The sequence below is a fragment of the Ochrobactrum sp. C6C9 genome (assembly GCF_022627935.1).
Lineage (GTDB): Bacteria > Pseudomonadota > Alphaproteobacteria > Rhizobiales > Rhizobiaceae > Brucella > Brucella teleogrylli.
Window position 1 is genome coordinate 1 of record NZ_JABXGB010000014.1, and the last position, 17,412, is coordinate 17,412.

Sequence of the window (17,412 nt, forward strand, 5' to 3'; positions counted from 1 at the left end):
CTATCTTGCCCATCTGTCGCATCTGTATATTGCTGTTATATATGTCGATCACATAAGATAGATTATGGAACATAAGTATCCATAAGTTTGCGACACAACAGCAAAACCCGACCGTGCATTATTTTTGGTGTTGGGGGCGGTAATTTTCGAAATGCAAACATTCTGGCTTGTCGTCCGGCCTATAGATTCACCCAGATAATCAAGTTGCAGCCTTGCGGTTGAACGTTATCCCCAGCCAACCCCCGAGTGAAAATTCATCCGAATCGAGTTTGAATTTCTGTCCCTTCAACTGACAAACGGAAGCCTCAAACCCTAGAAATTACGGAGATTTTTGCCAGAATCTGATGTAAAATAGAGTGGCAAAATTGTACGGAAATTCGTTTTTCCGTACCCGTTTTCGCCCACAAAAATCGCTCCCAATTTTTTGATTATTTGTATTGATTCAATGTGTTGCTAAGTTCGCTTGCATGTGGTCCGCTTATCCATAAGATGCAGGACATTTCATAAATTTCAAAAGAGGGGTTCTTAAATGTATCGGAAATTTCTACTGACAGGCTTATGTCTTCTGGCACTGGCAGGTGCGGCATCTGCCGAAACCGTACTCAATCGCGGTAATGACACAGATCCGGCCACTCTCGACCATCACCGCACCTCCAGTGTTGCCGAGGGTAACGTGCTGCGCGATCTCTATGACGGTCTGACCATTCAGGATGCTGACGGCAAGGCAATTCCCGGCGTCGCCAAGTCCTGGGATGTTTCCGAAGACGGCACGGTCTACACCTTCCATCTGCGTGACAATGCGAAATGGTCGAATGGCGATCCGGTCACCGCAGGTGATTTTCAGTTCACGTTCCGTCGTCTGATGGACCCGAAGACAGCTGCCGGTTATGCCAGCATGCTGTTTGTCATCAAGAACGCAGAAGATATTGCAGGCGGTAAAAAGCCTGTCGACCAGCTTGGCGTTGAAGCTCTCGACGACCATACGCTGAAGATCACGTTGAACGCCCCTGCTCCGTATTTTCTCGAGCTTCTGACACACCAAACCGGCTTTCCGATGAATCAGAAAAGCGTTGAGGCCAATGGCGACAAGTTCACCACGCCCGGCAAGATGGTGACCAACGGCGCCTATATGCTTGAGAGCTTCACGCCGAACGACAAGATCGTCATGAAGAAGAACCCGTATTATTATGAAGCGGATCAGGTGAAGATCGATACGGTGAACTGGATTCCCTTTGAAGACCGCGCCAGCTGTATGCGCCGCTTCGAGGCCAAGGAAGTGCAAATCTGTTCCGACGTTCCCGCCGAGCAGATGGATTATGTGAAGAAAAATCTCGCCAAGGAATTCCGCATGGCGCCTTATCTCGGCGTCTATTATCTGCCGGTCAAAGGCAAATCGGCGGACAGCAAGCTGAAGGACGTCAAAGTGCGTCAGGCGATCTCGCTGGCCATCGACCGTGAATTTCTGGCCGATCAGGTCTGGCAGGGAACGATGCTGCCCGGCTATTCCATGGTGCCGCCCGGTATCGCCAATTACCTGAAAGACGCGCCGAAGCTCGATTATTCCGACGACATGCTGGAGCGTGAGGACAAGGCCAAGGAGCTTCTGAAAGAAGCCGGCGTAGAGCCAAATACGCTCTCCATCGAGTTGCTTTACAACACGTCCGAGAACAACAAGAACACCATGGCGGCCATTGCCGACATGCTGGGCAATATTGGCGTGAAGGCCTCGCTCAACGAGACCGAAGGCGCAACTTATTTCAATTTCATGCGCGATGACGGCCCGTTTGATATCGCGCGTGCTGGCTGGATCGGCGATTACAACGACCCGCAGAACTTCCTGTTCATCAGCCAGGGCAATGTCAGCTTCAACTATTCCAAGTGGAAGAACGCCGACTATGACGCGCTGATGGCCAAGGCGGAAAAGACCACCGATCTCGGTGAACGCGCCAAGGTGCTGGGCGAAGCCGAAAAAATCCAGCTTGATGAAGTGGGCAATATTCCGATCCTCTATTACTCCTCGCGCGCGCTCGTTTCGGACAAGGTCGCCGGATGGAACGACAATCTTATGGATAGCCACAAGACCCGCTGGCTTTCCCTCAAACAGTAATTTCAGACAGGGCTGCGCTTGGTGGCGCGGCCCTATTTTTTGACGGAAAAGGGACGAGATACCCCTCTCCCGCCAGCGTTTCCGTTTTCGCCTTACGATGGGCGAAAGCAGACAAAATACCAGAACAACAATAATCTAAAGCCCTTAGTGGGATTTGCCGGACAGGTTTTTGACCATCCGGCAAAGAAGGGACAACGACATGCTGGGCTATACGCTCCGACGATTGGGTAGTGCGATACCCACGGTCTTCATTATCGTCACGCTGACATTTTTTCTGATTCGGCTCGCGCCGGGCGGCCCATTCGACCTTGAGCGCCCGATTGATCCGCTGATCCTCGAAAACCTCAAGCGCGCCTATAATATGGACGCGCCGCTCTGGCAGCAGTATCTGATTTATCTTGGTAATCTCTTGCAGGGCGATCTCGGCCCGAGCTTTACGCGGCGCGATTTTTCCGTGAATGACCTGTTCGCGTCAGGTTTGCCGGTGTCGATCATGCTTGGCACTTTGGGCCTGACGCTGGCGGCGATCATCGGCACTTTTCTCGGCACGCTTGCCGCGCTGAAGCAGAATTCCGCCGTCGATTATTTCGTGGTGGCTCTGGCGACCTTCGGCATCACAACGCCCAATTTTGTTGTAGCCCCCCTTCTCAGCCTGCTCTTCGGCGTCATTCTGGGCTGGGTTCCGGCAGGCGGTTGGTCATCGGCCAATGTCACCTACTGGATATTGCCGGTGCTGACGCTTGCTCTGCCGCAAGTGGGGGTTATTGCCCGTCTGGTGCGTGGCGCAACCATTGAAGCGTTGCGCGCCAATCATGTGCGCACCGCCCGCGCCTATGGCTTGCCGACCCGTGTTGTGGTTGGCGTTCATGCTTTGCGTGCTGCTATGCTGCCCGCCGTTTCCTATCTTGGGCCGACTGCCGCCGCCCTCCTCACAGGTTCGGTTGTGGTCGAGACGATTTTCGGCATTCCGGGCATCGGACGCTATTTCGTGCAGGGCGCGCTCAGCCGTGATTACACGCTCGTCATGGGCACGGTTGTGGTGATCTCGATCTTCGTCGTGGTGTTCAATCTGATTGTCGATCTTCTCTATGCATGGCTTGATCCGAGGGTTCGCTATGACTGATCTGACCGTACCAACGGAAACCGCCGAATTGAGCATGCCAAGCCGCTCGCTCTGGCAGGATGCATGGCTGCGCCTGCGCAGGAACAAGGCCGCCGTCGCCAGCGCTATCGTGCTTGCCGTCTTGGCTCTTGCGGGCATTTTCGGGCCGATGCTGAGCCCGCATCCTTATGACAAGATTTATCCGCAGTTCGTGCGTGTTGCGCCAAGCCTCGAAGCCTATCCGCGCGCGGATACGATCCTGCCCGGCCTTGAACGCGAACTCGCCCGCGCGCGATTGAAGGCCTCCGCCGAACCGGAACTGACCGGCAACAACATCATTGTCGACTTTACGGCGCAACGCCCAACCGACGACCGTGTTCTGCGTTATTTCCAGCGCTCCGATCTGTTCAGCAATCCGAAGGTGGAACTGGCCGCCGACGGCCTGAGCGGCAAGCTGACGCTCAACGTAAGCCGAAATTATTTCCTGCTTGGCACGGATAATCTCGGTCGCGATCTGATGACGCGCATCTTCATCGGCGTGCGCATGTCGCTGGCCATCGGCCTGCTAGCCTCGGCCATGTCGCTGGTGCTGGGCGTCTCCTTCGGTGCGATTTCCGGCTATCTCGGCGGGCGCATCGACAATGTCATGATGCGTGTTGTCGATATCCTTTATTCGCTGCCGTTTATCTTCTTTGTGATCCTGATGCTCGTCTTCTTCGGGCGGTCAATATTCATCATCTTCATTGCCATCGGCGCGACAGAATGGCTGGATATGGCACGCATCGTGCGCGGCCAGACATTAAGCCTCAAGCGGCAGGAATTTGTACAGGCGGCGGAAGCGCTCGGCGCTACACGGCGCGGGGTCATCACGCGGCATATCATTCCCAACGCGCTGGGCCCGGTGATCGTCTTCGTCACATTGCTTGTGCCGAAAGCCATTCTGCTGGAAAGCCTGCTCTCCTTCCTCGGCCTTGGTGTGCAAGACCCCCTCACCTCGCTCGGCTTGCTGATCTCGGAAGGTGCCCAAAACATGCGCGGTGCAAGCTGGCAATTGATCTGGCCCGCAGCAACATTGACCATCATTCTGTTTGCGCTGAACTTTTTGGGCGACGGCCTGCGTGACAGTCTTGACCCGAAGGACCGCTGAGATGACGAAGGAAACCATTCTGAGCGTTCGCGATCTGCGCGTGACCTTCGACACCCATGATGGCCCGGTTCCGGCAGTGCGTGGTATCGACCTCGACGTCAAGGCCGGGGAAACGGTGGCTATTGTGGGGGAATCGGGTTCCGGCAAAAGCCAGACAACAATGGCGCTGATGGGGCTGTTGGCGCGCAACGGCAAGGCAACAGGACAGGCGCTCTATCGCGGTCAAGACCTGATCGGCATGTCCGACAAGGCGCTGAACAACATTCGCGGCGCCAAGATCACCATGATCTTTCAGGAGCCGATGACTTCGCTCGATCCGCTCTATCGCATCGGCGACCAGCTTGCCGAACCGTTGCGCTATCACCGCGGCATGAGCAAGAAACAGGCGCGCCCGCGCATTCTGGAACTGCTGAAACTCGTTGGCATTCCGGAGCCGGAACGCCGCTTCGACAGCTATCCTTACGAACTGTCGGGCGGCCAGCGTCAGCGCGTGATGATCGCCATGGCGCTCGCCAACGAGCCCGATATTCTGATTGCCGATGAGCCGACCACGGCGCTCGATGTCACCATTCAGGCGCAGATACTCGATCTCCTGGCCGATCTGCAACAGCGCCTTGGCATGGCGGTTGTGTTCATCACCCATGACCTCGGCATCGTACGCCGCTTTGCCGACCGGGTTTATGTGATGCGCTCCGGCGAGGTGGTCGAGACCAACCAAACGGAGGCGCTTTTTACCGGGCCGCAGCACGCGTACACCCGGATGTTGCTTGATGCCGAACCGGAAGGCGAAAAGCTGCCACCGCCGGATGAAGCGCCTGTCTTGGTCCGCGCCGATAATGTCAAGGTCAACTTCCTGATCCACAAACCTTGGCTCGGCGCTGCCAATTACATGACCGCCGTTAACAATGTCTCGCTCACGCTCAAGGAAGGTCAGACCATTGGCATCGTTGGCGAGTCCGGTTCGGGCAAATCCACGCTCGGCCGTGCTATCCTGCGGCTTCTCGATTCCGAGGGCCGCATCGCCTATCTCGGCAAGGAATTGCCGCGCGACCCGCAAGCCATGCGCCCGAAACGCCGGGAACTGCAACTGGTCTTTCAGGACCCGTTTGGTTCGCTCAGCCCGCGCATGACGGTGGGGCGCATCATCACCGAAGGGCTGCTGATCCACGAGCCACAGCTTTCAGCCAGGGAGCGTGACCGTCGGGCGCAGGAAGCGCTGAAAGAAGTCGGGCTGGACCCCGCCATGCGCAATCGCTACCCGCATGAATTTTCAGGCGGACAGCGCCAGCGTATCGCGATTGCCCGCACGATGATCTTGAAACCACGCGTCATCGTTCTGGACGAGCCCACAAGCGCGCTCGACCGCTCGGTGCAGAAGCAGATCGTGGCACTGCTGCGTGATCTGCAAAAGGACCACGGCCTTTCCTATCTATTCATCAGCCATGATATGGCCGTGGTTCGCGCCGTGTCGGATTATGTGATCGTGATGCGCAATGGCAGGATCGTTGAACAAGGCGACACCGAACAAATCTTCGATCATCCTCGTGAAGACTATACCAAGACGCTGATGGCGGCAGCGCTCAGCGAGGAACGTTTCGGTTCGGCAAGCTAACGCAACCGATATTTTGCAATACAGACGATGAAAACGGGGCTTCGGCCCCGTTTTTTATTGCCCGGTTTAGAACTGCGAAGAAACGATGTGTCCGGCTGTAATTTCAAAATAGGTATCAATAAAACAAAGGCAACTAATAGGCGTTGTAAAATAAATATTAAAATGAACAAACTGTCATATTCCTTATATTATTGCAGAAATATTGCAAGCCTAAGTATTTGGAATGAAATTATTCTCAATAAAATAAGGAATGAAATCTGAAATAATTTCACCTAAACCGGGAGAGATATATGCGAAGTTCTCGTCGAATTGTTCGATTATTAGCTGCGACTATTTATCTGTTTCCTTCTTATTCCAACGCGCAACAGGCCGAACCATCTCGAGCATTCACGTCCGACGCGGAATATCTGGCAAGCTGGGGCCTCCCCATGATCAACCCCATCCCCGCATACCGACGCGGTTTTACAGGAAAAGGCATCACGGTCGCCGTGCTCGACACTGGCATTGATATCTACCATCCGGAATTTGCCGGGAAAGTGCATCCCTGGTCGAGAAACTTCGGCACTTTCATGCACGAGCGGGATGTTCGGGACCTTCAGCGAAACGGGACGCCCATCGGGCACGGAACCCATGTCAGCGGCACCATCGCCGCAGCCCGCAATGGAACCGGCATGCATGGCGTTGCCTATGATGCACAAATCCTCGCCTTGCGGGCCATCGTGCCGGACCGGCAATATGACGCGATCAACAGGGCACTGCGCTATGCATCAACGACAGGGGTGAAGGTGCTGAACGGCAGCTATGGCCCCTATGCGTTTCCTACCCCTTACAACAATCGCAATTATCAACGGTTGAGCTATCAGCCGATTCTGTATGGCAACTATCTTCGTAATGATTACGAGGCACTGAAAGTCGCCGCCAAAGCCGATATCGTCATGGTCTTCGCTGCCGGCAATAATTACAAGGTTCAGCCATATTCGTCAGCGCAGCCGAGCGGCAGCGCCCTGTTTCCTGCAATCACACCCCAGAATACCGCGCTCGGCAAATATAAATTTGTCGATGGTCGCCGCCGCGATCTCGACATGAACAATCCCAACACATTCCGCCTTTTGGCACCGAATGATCCTGCCGTCGCCAATCTCGACTTTTCGGATTTGAGAGGCTCGATCATTGCCGTTGTTTCCGTTGGTCCAAACCGGCAAATTGCGAGCTACAGCAATCGCTGCGGTATTGCGGCAGAATGGTGCATGGCGGCCCCAGGCGGTGATACGGGCGGCGCTGTTTACTCGACCTATCCCGGTGGCGGTTATTCCTACATGCAGGGCACATCCATGGCGACGCCGCATGTGGCCGGTGCCGCCGCCGTTGTGCGTCAAGCCTTTCCCTATATGAATGCGCGGCAGACCATTGAAACCCTGCTGACCACCGCCACCAATATCGGCCCGACCGAAATCTACGGCCAAGGCCTCCTGAACCTTGGCGCTGCGATCAACGGGCCGATGAAATTCCGCCATGCCGAAGGTTTCGACGTCGATACGCAGGGCTATTCTTCAACCTGGTCCAATCCAATCTCCGGCATCGGCGGTCTGACAAAACGTGGCGCAGGCATTCTGCGGCTCACCGGTGATAACAGCTTTACCGGCGATTCCGCAGTCGTCGGCGGAACGCTGATCTTCGACGGCGACAACTACACATCCGTCCGGGTTGCGAGAGCCGGGCGGTTAAGCGGCATCGGCAGCGTCCAATCCGTGACCAACGAAACCGGCGGTGTTGTCGCACCCGGTGATAACGGTGTCGGCACGCTGACCGTCAAAGGCGATTACATCGGCAAAGGTGGCACGGTCGAGATTGCCACCGGGATCGGTGCCGATAATAGCGAGACCAGCCGTCTGGTCATAGCTGGCGACAGTTCCGGCAACAGCCAGCTTCGCCTTGTTTCCTATGGCCAGACCAGCCATCAAATTGCCGATGATACCAAGATCATAGAGGTTGCAGGCAATCCGGCGGGTACATTCGCGCTCGCAGGCGATTATACGACGGAAGACGGCGAAGCGGCGGTTGTTAGCGGCGTCTATGCCTATGAAATCACCGCAACACCTGACCAGCCGACCGAAGCCCCCTCGCCTGCGGCGTCAGAACCCGCTGCTTCTGCGGCAACCGCGAATAGCGTGGCACTGACTGGTGACGGCGGATTTTATCTGCGCAATACATCCGCCAATGGCGAAAAGCGCTACAATCCGTCCATGCCGATCTATGAAGGCTATGCGCGCAATATGCAGGCGTTGAACCAGATGCCAAGCTTGCAGCAGCGCGTCGTCAATCGATACTGGACCGATAATGTGCTGCCCAGCGACGATGTTAAGGACGGCCACGCGACAGCAGGACCGGATATCGCCATCGACAAATATGGCGTCTGGGGCCGTATCGAAGGAACCCACAGCAAATTTGCGGCGGGCGGCTCCACCGCCGATGTGACGCAGGATATCGGCGTATTCGTCATGCAGGCCGGTATCGACGCGATGTTTCAGGAGAGCGAATCCGGTCGCCTGATCGGCAGTCTGACGGCGCAATACGGTAAAGCCAGCAGTGATATCTCGTCGTTTAGTGGCGATGGCACCATCGACACCGACGGCTGGGGATTAGGCGGCGCACTCACCTGGTATGGCAATAATGGCTATTATCTCGATGGACAGCTCCAGTTGACCTGGTATGACAGCAAGCTCGTGTCCGATACACTTAAAAAGTCATTGGCCGATGGCAATAAGGGCTTTGGCTATGGTCTCAGCCTTGAAGGTGGACGACGTATCGAAGTCAACGAACATTGGTCGATCACACCGCAGGCGCAGCTTGTCTGGTCTTCGGTGGATTTCGACAGTTTCCACGATGTCGCGGGCGTACCTGTCGATCTGCGTAACGGCGACAGCCTCAATGCCCGCATTGGGCTGGCGGCGGAATACCATAATGCATGGCATGACGAAAATAACTGGCTGACCCAGACCAAACTCTATGTCGCCGCCAATCTCTATCAGGAGTTCATGAACGACTATAAGATCAGAGCGGGTGGTGTTGATTTCAAAAGCGAAAACGACAAAACCTGGGGCGGTATCGGCGCCGGTGGAACCTATGCCTGGGCCGATGGCAAATATGCGCTGTTCGGCGAAGGCATGGTCAAGACCAGCTTCGAGGATTTCGGCGATAATTATAGCCTCAAGGGAACGCTCGGTTTCAAGGTAAACTGGTAATCTCACTTCATAACAACCAGAGGACCCCGACAGGGGTCTTCAATTAGAAAGCAGATTTCGGGACGTTTCAGCAGCGGCCTATGCTAAAAAGCCTTATGAGAGATTTGTTTGATCAGCTTGAACCTGTTGAGATTCTTGCGCCCGGCGCAGTACTTCTGCACGGCTTCGCATTGCCGGAGGAAGAAGCGATTTTGAAATCAGTCGCGGATGTCAGCGCCGCCGCGCCATTTCGGCATATGGTGACGCCCGGTGGCTATCGCATGTCGGTCGCCATGACCAATTGCGGGCAAGCGGGCTGGGTAACCGACAAAACTGGCTATCGATATAGCGCCAATGACCCTGAAACCGGGAAGCCATGGCCAGCCATGCCGGACGCCCTTCGGTCTCTCGCTGAAAATGCCGCCCGACAGGCCGGATATCCCGATTTTTCGCCCGATGCCTGCCTGATCAACCGTTACGAGCCCGGCGCAAAGCTGTCCTTGCATCAGGACAAGGACGAGTGTGATTTCGCCAATCCGATTGTATCGGTTTCGCTTGGTCTTCCCGCTACCTTCCAGTTTGGCGGTCTTAAACGCAACGACCCGATCACCAAATACCCCTTGCACCATGGCGATGTGGTTGTCTGGGGTGGCCCGTCACGCCTTTATCACCATGGCATATTGGCGCTGAAAGATGGCGAACACGACAAGGTTGGTCGTGTTCGCCTCAATCTGACTTTCCGAAAAGCGTTTTAAACGCCTAGTTCAAAGCCTGCTGGCGCGTTTCGACATTGATCAGGAACGCAATCACACCTGCGAGCGCCAGAAGGCCAGCAAACATTGCGACAGCCACGTTGAAGCTCTGGCTGATGACGATGGCCAAAGCCGACGGCGCCAGAAGGCCACCAAGGCGCGCCATGGCACCCGCCGCGCCCATGCCGCTGGCGCGCAGGGCTGTCGGATAAAGCTCCGGCGTGAAGGCATAGAGCGCGCCCCATGTGCCGAGCAGCGCGAAGCTCATGATCAGGATTGATGCGCCGACTACAGCCGAACTATTGGCAATCGTGAACAAGGCACAGGCCGCAGCGCTGATGAACAGGAAGCTGATCAGCGTCTTGCGACGGCCCCATGTTTCAACGCCGTAAGCGGCGAGTGCATAGCCCGGCAATTGCGCCAGCGCCACCACGACCAGAAAGCCGTAACCGCGCACGAAGCCGAAGCCGTCACCGGCGAGCTTGGCCGGTATCCAGGTGAAAATGCCGTAATAGGACACGGAAACGAGAAACCAGATCGCGAGCGTTGCGAGCGTGCGCTGGCGAAGCTTTGGCGACAAAAGCCGTTCATCCGTCACGAGAAGCGGGGCTTCAAGCCGCGCCTTCGGCGGCAGTTCCGGCTTTCCGTTGCGGCGCAACACGCGGTTCATCACCGATTTTGCTTCATCCGCGCGACCGGATTTCAAAAGATGCATTGGTGATTCCGGCACCCAGAGGCGCAGCCAGATACCGATAAGCGCAGGCGCTGCGGTGACGACGAAAATATAGCGCCATGCATCCTCGACACCGGCAAGGCTCGCGGCCCATGCGGCTAGCGCGATCACCACGGTGCCCACGGCCCAGAAACCTTCCAGCATGACCAGCCAGCGACCACGGTTCCTGGAGGGCAAAAACTCAGCCATCATGGCATAATCGACAGGCAGCGTTCCACCGACGGCCACGCCGGTCAGGAAACGCAGTGCAAGCAGAACTTCGAAACCAGGTGCGAAGGCTGACAGCAGACCAAACACGGCATCGCACGCGACGGTGATCAGCAGCACACGGCGACGGCCATATTTATCGGCGAGTCTGCCGAACACGGCTGCACCGACCAACATGCCGAAGAAGAAAAGCGTTCCGGTTTGCAATGCCTGCGGCACGGTCAGCCCGAATGTTTTTGCAATGGACGCTGCTGTGAAGCCGACAGCCAGAACCTGCATCGCGTCCGCTGCCCAGACGAGGCCGAAAACCCCGAGCAAGCCTCGTTGGAATGCGCCCGTCCCCGCCTGATCGAGCGATTGTTCGATGGTGATCTTCATGCCGTCTACGTCCCTCTCCGGCCGAATAAAGTGCGAGCATTTACAGCGCTGCGCATGCCGTCCTGTCAATCGCTGTTTTCTGAAACTGCACCGTCTTTTGCCTGCAAAAAAGCCCACAGGCTTTCAGCACGTGTCGAAAGCGGTGCATCGTGGCGGAAGATGCGAATTTCCGTCGTCAGATCCCAATAGGGATCGACCGAAGCGGGCACCATATCGCCACGACGGATTTCTTCTAGAACCAGACTTTCCGGCAGCCATGCCATGCCCCACCCGGCCTGAACCATCGCTTTGAGACCGATAGACATGGTGTTCTCATGCACGACCTTGCGCGCAAAACTTGGACCGGACGCAAATTTCTGCGCCAGAGCCGCGCCGAAGAATGAAAAGTCGCCATAGCTGAGATAGGGCAGTGGCGCGCCGGTCTCGATAGCGCGATCCAGCACAGGCCCTTCCCCGGACGGCAACGACACCGGGATCAGCCTTTCTGTGCCCAGAATGATCGACGGAAACCGTTCCCTGTCGATCAGGATCGGCACTGACGGATGCGCATAAGTCAGAAAGAAATCGACTTCGCCTTCGGTCAGGGTCGCGATATTGTCTTCAAACCCGCCGCGATCCGGCGCCAGATGCGAATGAATATTGCCGATGGTCGCATCAATCCCCTTCAGCCATTGCGGAAAGAACGTGACGGTCAAAGTATGCAAGGCAGAAAATTTCAGCGCAGGGTTTTGTCCTTGCCGGCTTGGCTGAAGGCTTCTGCGCGTGGCGTAAAACTGCCGGACCGCATCTTCCGCGACGTGAAGAAAGGTCTTCCCTTCATGGGTCAACTGAGCCGGAAAGGTGGCGCGATTGACGAGCGTTACCCCCAGCCAGACCTCAAGCTGCTTGATCCGCCGCGAAAAGGCCGACTGCGTCACATGGCGCGCCTCTGCCGCCCGGGAGAAGCTCGACGTTGACGCAAGCGCGATGAAGTCTTCCAGCCATTTCAGTTCCATAGGCGCTCCTTAGGGGAGTAGGGGAATAAGGGAGTAAGGGAATAGGGCAGTAAGGCAGTATGTTTGCGTCTCGGACAGGCGATAACAACAGCTATCCACCTATTCCCTTACTCCCTTATTCCCCTACTCTCTTCCCCTTATGCAATTTCTGCATAGTGATTGCAAAACATAGCATTGGCCAGCCAAATTCTTTTTTCCTACCGTCCTTTCAATCGAGAAATGCAGATGCCGAGGACGTATTTTGGCCAGAGTAATTTATGTGAACGGAGCCTTCGTCGACGAAAGCGACGCAAAGGTTTCGGTTTTTGATCGCGGCTTTCTGTTTGGCGACGGAATCTACGAAGTGAGCGCTGTGATCGATGGACGTCTGGTCGATAATGATCTTCATCTCGCCCGGCTGGAACGCTCGGTCAAAGAAATCGACATCGCCCTGCCCGTCTCGCTTGACGATATTCGCAAGGCGCAGATTGAACTCATCCGCCGCAACACGCTGCGCGAAGGCGTGGTCTATATGCAGGTGACGCGTGGCGAAGCTGATCGCGATTTTGTCTATGCAGACGATATCAAGCCCAATCTGGTGATGTTCACGCAGGCCAAAAATCTGGCCAATGCACCGTCGGTGCTGCATGGGGTTCGTGTCGATGTCACACCGGATACGCGCTGGGCACGCCGCGATATCAAGACCGTCATGCTGCTGGCGCAGGTGATGGCCAAGAAACAGGCCAAGAGCAAAGGCTTTCATGAAGTCTGGCTGGTTGAAGACGGCTTTGTCACCGAAGGCGCTTCATCGACCGCCTTCATCATTTCGCATGACAATGTGCTGGTGACCCGTCCCAATTCGCATTCCATCCTGCCCGGCTGCACGCGCCGGGCCGTTCTGAAAATCGCCGAAGAACAGAACCTCACCATCGAGGAGCGGCTGTTCACGGTCGATGAAGCCAAGGCCGCCAAAGAGGCCTTTCTCACGAGCGCATCGAGCTTCGTGACGCCGATTATCGGCATTCAGGACCACACCATCGGCGATGGCAAGCCGGGTCCGCATACGCGTCGTCTGCAGGAAATCTACATGGATCTGGCCCGCACGGGTGCAGAAGCCGTTCTCTAACCCAAAAGAAAGCAAGAGGGGAATATGACAATAAAAAACCTATTTAAGTCAGCAGCTTATGGCGCATTGTTCGCAAGCGTCGCCACAGCGGCAGGAGTAAGCAGTGCGTCTGCCGCCACCGAAGGTTACGGCGATTGCCCGCTGATCGGAGATAAGGGATCGGCATCGATCACCCCGGCTGTGCCCGGTCAGTTCACCGTCATCATCAACCTGCCTGCCATCGGCCAGTTCAATGGCGATACGCCGGACACGATCAAGGACGGCTATGAATTCTGCATGGCCGTTAATATTGCGCATCGCCTTGGCCTTGAGAAAGTAAAGCTGGTCAACGCCTCGTTTGACTCCATCGTTGCAGGCCAGAACAAGGATTATGACATCGCGCTGGCGCTGATCTCCGTCACCGAACCGCGCAAGAAGGTCGTTGATTTCTCCACGCCTTACATGAACTCCGATTATGGTGTAGCGGCCCGCGCCGACAAGCCGGTGACGGAAGCTGAAATGAAGACGGTGAAGGTCGGCACGCAGGCTGGCACGACGCTGGTTCCTTTCGCGCAGGAAACGCTGAAAGTTGCAAGCCTCGATGTCTTCGACGACACCGCGTCGATGTTCACCGCGCTTGCCGCTGGCAAGGTCAATGCCGTGATGACCGATCTGTCGATCATTCTCGGTCAGGTGAAGAATTCCAACGGCAAGCTGGCAGTGGTCGGCAAGTATGAATCCAGCGGCGAAACCGCCGGTATTTATCCGAAGGGCACGGAAAACAAGAAAGTCATCGATCAGCTGATCGCCGACATGGGAAAAGACGGAACCCTGAAGAAGCTGGAAGCAGCCTATTTGCTGCCGTCATGGGGCATGTCTCCGTCCGACGTTCCACTTTGGAAGCCTTGATCTGACGGTTGGCCGGGCCGCGCCTGCGATGGCAGCCGCGGCCCGGTCTTCCGATTTTGACACCGTGGCAGCACGTTTCCAAAACGGCGCGCGACCACCTTGCCTCAGCGAGAATATCTATGTCCCATCCGGCACCGGAAGCCAGCGCAGAGCGCGCGCGGCAATGGCGCAGCCGAAACAAAGTCCGCACCCATAGCGGTCGGTCCTTGTTGGCTTTCGCCTTTTCGTTCATCACCCTTCTGGCTTCGGCGCAGACCGTCCACAGTGTGACCAGCTATACGATCTCGCAGGGCTGGCCTGCGACGCCCGTTCTGACCATCGGCTGGTTGCTGCTTTTGGCTCCGCTCGCCGTATTGTGGTTCGCCTGGCGGGCTGTACAGCTTTCAATGCAGGCCGGGAAAAGCGCCGATATCTACGCGGGCCGGGAACTGGGTGCACGTGCTTCGGATATGTCCTGGCAGGTCATCTCCTATGCCGTTGCCGTGCTGATCCTCTGCGCTGGCGCATGGTTCATGATCGTCAATGATGCTGCGGTCAGCCGCACTTTCTTCGATGTCAGCCTGATTGCCAAGTCGGCGGGTACCGTACTCAAGGCCTTCGGCACCAACATCGTCATCTTCTTCGTTTCAGCCATTCTGATCCTGGTCTGGGCGCTGGTCATTGCGATTGCCCGCACGCTTCCCGGAATGGCTGGCAGGCCGATCCGCCTGCTCGCCACCTTCTACAGCGATCTGTTTCGCGGCCTGCCCGCCATCATCACGATCTATCTCATCGGTTTCGGGCTGCCCCTGACGGGCCTGCCGATCCTGAAAGACCTGTCGTCCAATGCCTATGCGATCATCGCGCTGACGCTGACCTATGGTGCCTACACGTCCGAAGTCTATCGCGCCGGCATTGAAAGCGTGCATCCAAGCCAGATTGCAGCAGCGCGCTCGCTCGGTCTCTCTTATGTCCGCACCATGCGCTATGTCGTGGTTCCGCTGGCCGTACGCGGCATCATTCCGCCGCTGATGAACAACTGCATCAGCTTGCAGAAAGATACGGCGCTGGTCGCGATCATCGGCACCATCGACGCCTTCAACCAGTCGAAAATCATCGCCAGCAATTATTTCAACCTGTCGGCTGTCACCACCGTCGCCATTCTGTTCATCCTGATCACCATTCCGCAGGCCCGTTTTGTCGATCGTCTGATCGAACGGGATCGCCGGAAAATGCGTTCGAGTATGTGAGGAATACGGATATGGCACTCGTTGAAATCGACAAGGCAATCAAGCGTTATGGATCGCTGGAGGTTCTGTCCGGCATCAGCCTCGACATCGAAGAGCATCAGGTCGTTTGTCTGATCGGCCCTTCGGGCTGCGGCAAGTCCACGCTTCTGCGCTGCATCAACCGGCTCGAGACCATTGATGAAGGCGAAATCCGCCTGCATGGTGACCGTGTGACCGGACCGGGCGTTGACCTCGATGTCCTGCGCCGCGAAATCGGCATCGTGTTTCAGGGCTATAACCTGTTTCCGCATATGACCGTGATGGAAAACGTCACGCTCGGCCCGACAAAGGTGCTGGGCATGCCGGTCAAACAGGCGCAGGAAAAAGGGCTTGCCCTCCTTGCCCGTATCGGCCTTGACCACAAGGCGAAGGAATATCCGGACCGGCTTTCCGGCGGACAACAGCAGCGCGTCGCCATCGTTCGGGCGCTGATGATGGACCCGACATTGCTGCTTCTGGATGAGATCACCTCGGCGCTCGATCCAGAACTGGTATCGGAAGTGCTTGATATCGTGCGCGATCTGGCGACCAAGGGCATGACCATGGTGCTGGCCACCCATGAAATGGGTTTTGCACGTGAGGTTGCAGACAAGGTCTGTTTCCTGCAAAACGGTAAGGTCTATGAAGAAGGTCCGCCGTCGCAAATCTTCGGCAATCCGCAGGGCGAGCGCACACAAGCCTTTCTCAAGCGTATTATCGAAGCCGGGCGTCTCTGACCCACAGGTCTTTTAAAAACGGAACTATGACATGACTGCAACCGCACGTGACTTCGGCATCATCTGTGGCACCATGCCAACCGGCGCAAAAAATGCCATCACTGATGTGCCGGGTGTGCGGGTCGGCCACCACACTCTGCGCTATGGCGATATCAATACCGGCGTGACGGCCATTTTGCCTCATGATGGCAATCTGTATCGGCGTAAGGTTCTGGCTGCCTGCGATATCATCAACGGGTTCGGCAAGAGTACGGGGCTGGTTCAGATTGAGGAACTCGGCACGCTGGAAACGCCGATCCTGCTGACCAACACTTTTGGCGTCGGCACCTGCGCCAACGCCCTTATCCGCGACGCAATTGCCGCCAATCCCGATATCGGACGCACCACCGCCACCGTCAATCCGGTGGTTTTGGAATGCAATGACGGTCCGCTCAGCGACATTCAGGCCATGGCCGTAACCGAGGAACACGCGCGCCTTGCCTTGCAAGCAGCAAGCGACGACGTGGCCCAGGGTAATGTCGGAGCTGGAACCGGCATGAGCTGCTTTGGCTTTAAAGGCGGTATTGGTTCATCGTCCCGGCAATTCGTGCTGGATGGCTCGACCCATCATCTTGGTATTCTAGCGCTAACCAATTTCGGACGCGCTGGGGACCTCGTGCTTCCCGATGGACGCCGCCCCTCGCCCAAGGCCGAAGCGCAACCAGAAAAAGGCTCGGTCATTCTCGTGCTCGCAACCGATGTGCCCATGGAACACCGACAGCTGAAACGCGTCACGCGTCGTTGTGGTGCGGGTCTGGCGCGGCTCGGCGCATTCTGGGGCCACGGCAGTGGTGATATTGCTGTCGGCTTTTCAACCGCCGTGACTTTCGATCACGACGAGCCGAGTGACTTCACCCGGATATCGGTCCTCAATGAAAACCGGATCGACACGCTGTTTCGCGCCGCGGCGGAGGCAACGCAGGAAGCGGTGTTGAATTCCATGTGCGCGGCGGAAGCCATGCGCGGACGTGCCGCAAACCGCCGTTCATTGGCCGACTGGCTTGCCGCAAACGCCGCATAGGCCACTGCCCCCCAATATTTCAGTCCCCGTTCCGGCAACTGAACGGGGGCACATAGTTGGCGTTGTAACCACAACGCGAATATCATATTCCTCGCGCATCCGTCACTGTAATCGGAAGTCT

Annotated in this window: 13 protein-coding genes; 11 read left to right on the forward strand and 2 right to left on the reverse strand. The window is 56.5% G+C overall.

The window, feature by feature from the left end:
* The first annotated feature begins 529 nt into the window (after positions 1-529).
* From HWD97_RS12915 to alkB, 6 genes are all read left to right on the forward strand, one after another.
* Positions 530-2,107 carry a peptide ABC transporter substrate-binding protein gene (locus HWD97_RS12915; protein ID WP_371835098.1) on the forward strand — a complete coding sequence of 526 codons (1,578 nt, stop codon included), beginning with the start codon at positions 530-532 and terminating at the stop codon, positions 2,105-2,107.
* A gap of 199 nt (positions 2,108-2,306) precedes the next feature.
* Positions 2,307-3,230, forward strand: a complete 924-nt coding sequence (locus HWD97_RS12920) for an ABC transporter permease (protein ID WP_109367385.1) — start codon at positions 2,307-2,309, stop codon at positions 3,228-3,230.
* The gene (locus HWD97_RS12925) at positions 3,223-4,356 is read left to right on the forward strand and encodes an ABC transporter permease (RefSeq protein WP_109367386.1); all 1,134 of its coding nucleotides are present in this window, start codon (positions 3,223-3,225) and stop codon (positions 4,354-4,356) included. The genes HWD97_RS12920 and HWD97_RS12925 overlap by 8 nt, the downstream gene beginning before the upstream one ends.
* Before the next feature lies 1 nt (position 4,357).
* Positions 4,358-5,968, forward strand: a complete 1,611-nt coding sequence (locus HWD97_RS12930; protein ID WP_109367387.1) for an ABC transporter ATP-binding protein — start codon at positions 4,358-4,360, stop codon at positions 5,966-5,968.
* A gap of 428 nt (positions 5,969-6,396) precedes the next feature.
* The gene (locus tag HWD97_RS12935; RefSeq protein WP_371835099.1) at positions 6,397-9,210 is read left to right on the forward strand and encodes an autotransporter outer membrane beta-barrel domain-containing protein; all 2,814 of its coding nucleotides are present in this window, start codon (positions 6,397-6,399) and stop codon (positions 9,208-9,210) included.
* Positions 9,211-9,305: 95 nt separating this feature from the next.
* Positions 9,306-9,944: a DNA oxidative demethylase AlkB gene (gene alkB / locus HWD97_RS12940; RefSeq protein ID WP_121538843.1), complete on the forward strand. Its 639-nt coding sequence runs from the start codon at positions 9,306-9,308 to the stop codon at positions 9,942-9,944.
* Positions 9,945-9,948: 4 nt separating this feature from the next.
* Here the strand turns inward: alkB and HWD97_RS12945 are convergent, their stop codons facing one another.
* Both HWD97_RS12945 and HWD97_RS12950 read right to left on the reverse strand, forming a co-directional pair.
* A complete protein-coding gene (locus HWD97_RS12945) occupies positions 9,949-11,259 on the reverse strand; it encodes an MFS transporter (protein WP_121538841.1) in 1,311 nt (436 codons plus the stop codon).
* Between the two features lie 65 nt (positions 11,260-11,324).
* The gene (locus HWD97_RS12950; protein WP_109367391.1) at positions 11,325-12,254 is read right to left on the reverse strand and encodes a LysR family transcriptional regulator; all 930 of its coding nucleotides are present in this window, start codon (positions 12,252-12,254) and stop codon (positions 11,325-11,327) included.
* Between the two features lie 241 nt (positions 12,255-12,495).
* Between HWD97_RS12950 and HWD97_RS12955 the strand changes: the two genes are divergently transcribed.
* The 5 genes from HWD97_RS12955 to HWD97_RS12975 all read left to right on the forward strand — a co-directional run bounded on the left by HWD97_RS12955 (position 12,496) and on the right by HWD97_RS12975 (position 17,291).
* Positions 12,496-13,359: a D-amino-acid transaminase gene (locus tag HWD97_RS12955; protein ID WP_109367392.1), complete on the forward strand. Its 864-nt coding sequence runs from the start codon at positions 12,496-12,498 to the stop codon at positions 13,357-13,359.
* A 24-nt stretch (positions 13,360-13,383) separates the two neighbouring features.
* Positions 13,384-14,247, forward strand: a complete 864-nt coding sequence (locus HWD97_RS12960) for an ABC transporter substrate-binding protein (protein WP_109367393.1) — start codon at positions 13,384-13,386, stop codon at positions 14,245-14,247.
* 119 nt (positions 14,248-14,366) lie between these two features.
* The gene (locus HWD97_RS12965) at positions 14,367-15,476 is read left to right on the forward strand and encodes an amino acid ABC transporter permease (protein ID WP_109367394.1); all 1,110 of its coding nucleotides are present in this window, start codon (positions 14,367-14,369) and stop codon (positions 15,474-15,476) included.
* A gap of 11 nt (positions 15,477-15,487) precedes the next feature.
* Positions 15,488-16,231, forward strand: a complete 744-nt coding sequence (locus HWD97_RS12970; RefSeq protein WP_109367395.1) for an amino acid ABC transporter ATP-binding protein — start codon at positions 15,488-15,490, stop codon at positions 16,229-16,231.
* Between the two features lie 31 nt (positions 16,232-16,262).
* On the forward strand, positions 16,263-17,291 hold the full coding sequence (locus HWD97_RS12975; RefSeq protein ID WP_109367396.1) for a P1 family peptidase: 1,029 nt from the start codon (positions 16,263-16,265) through the stop codon (positions 17,289-17,291).
* Positions 17,292-17,412 lie beyond the last annotated feature (121 nt).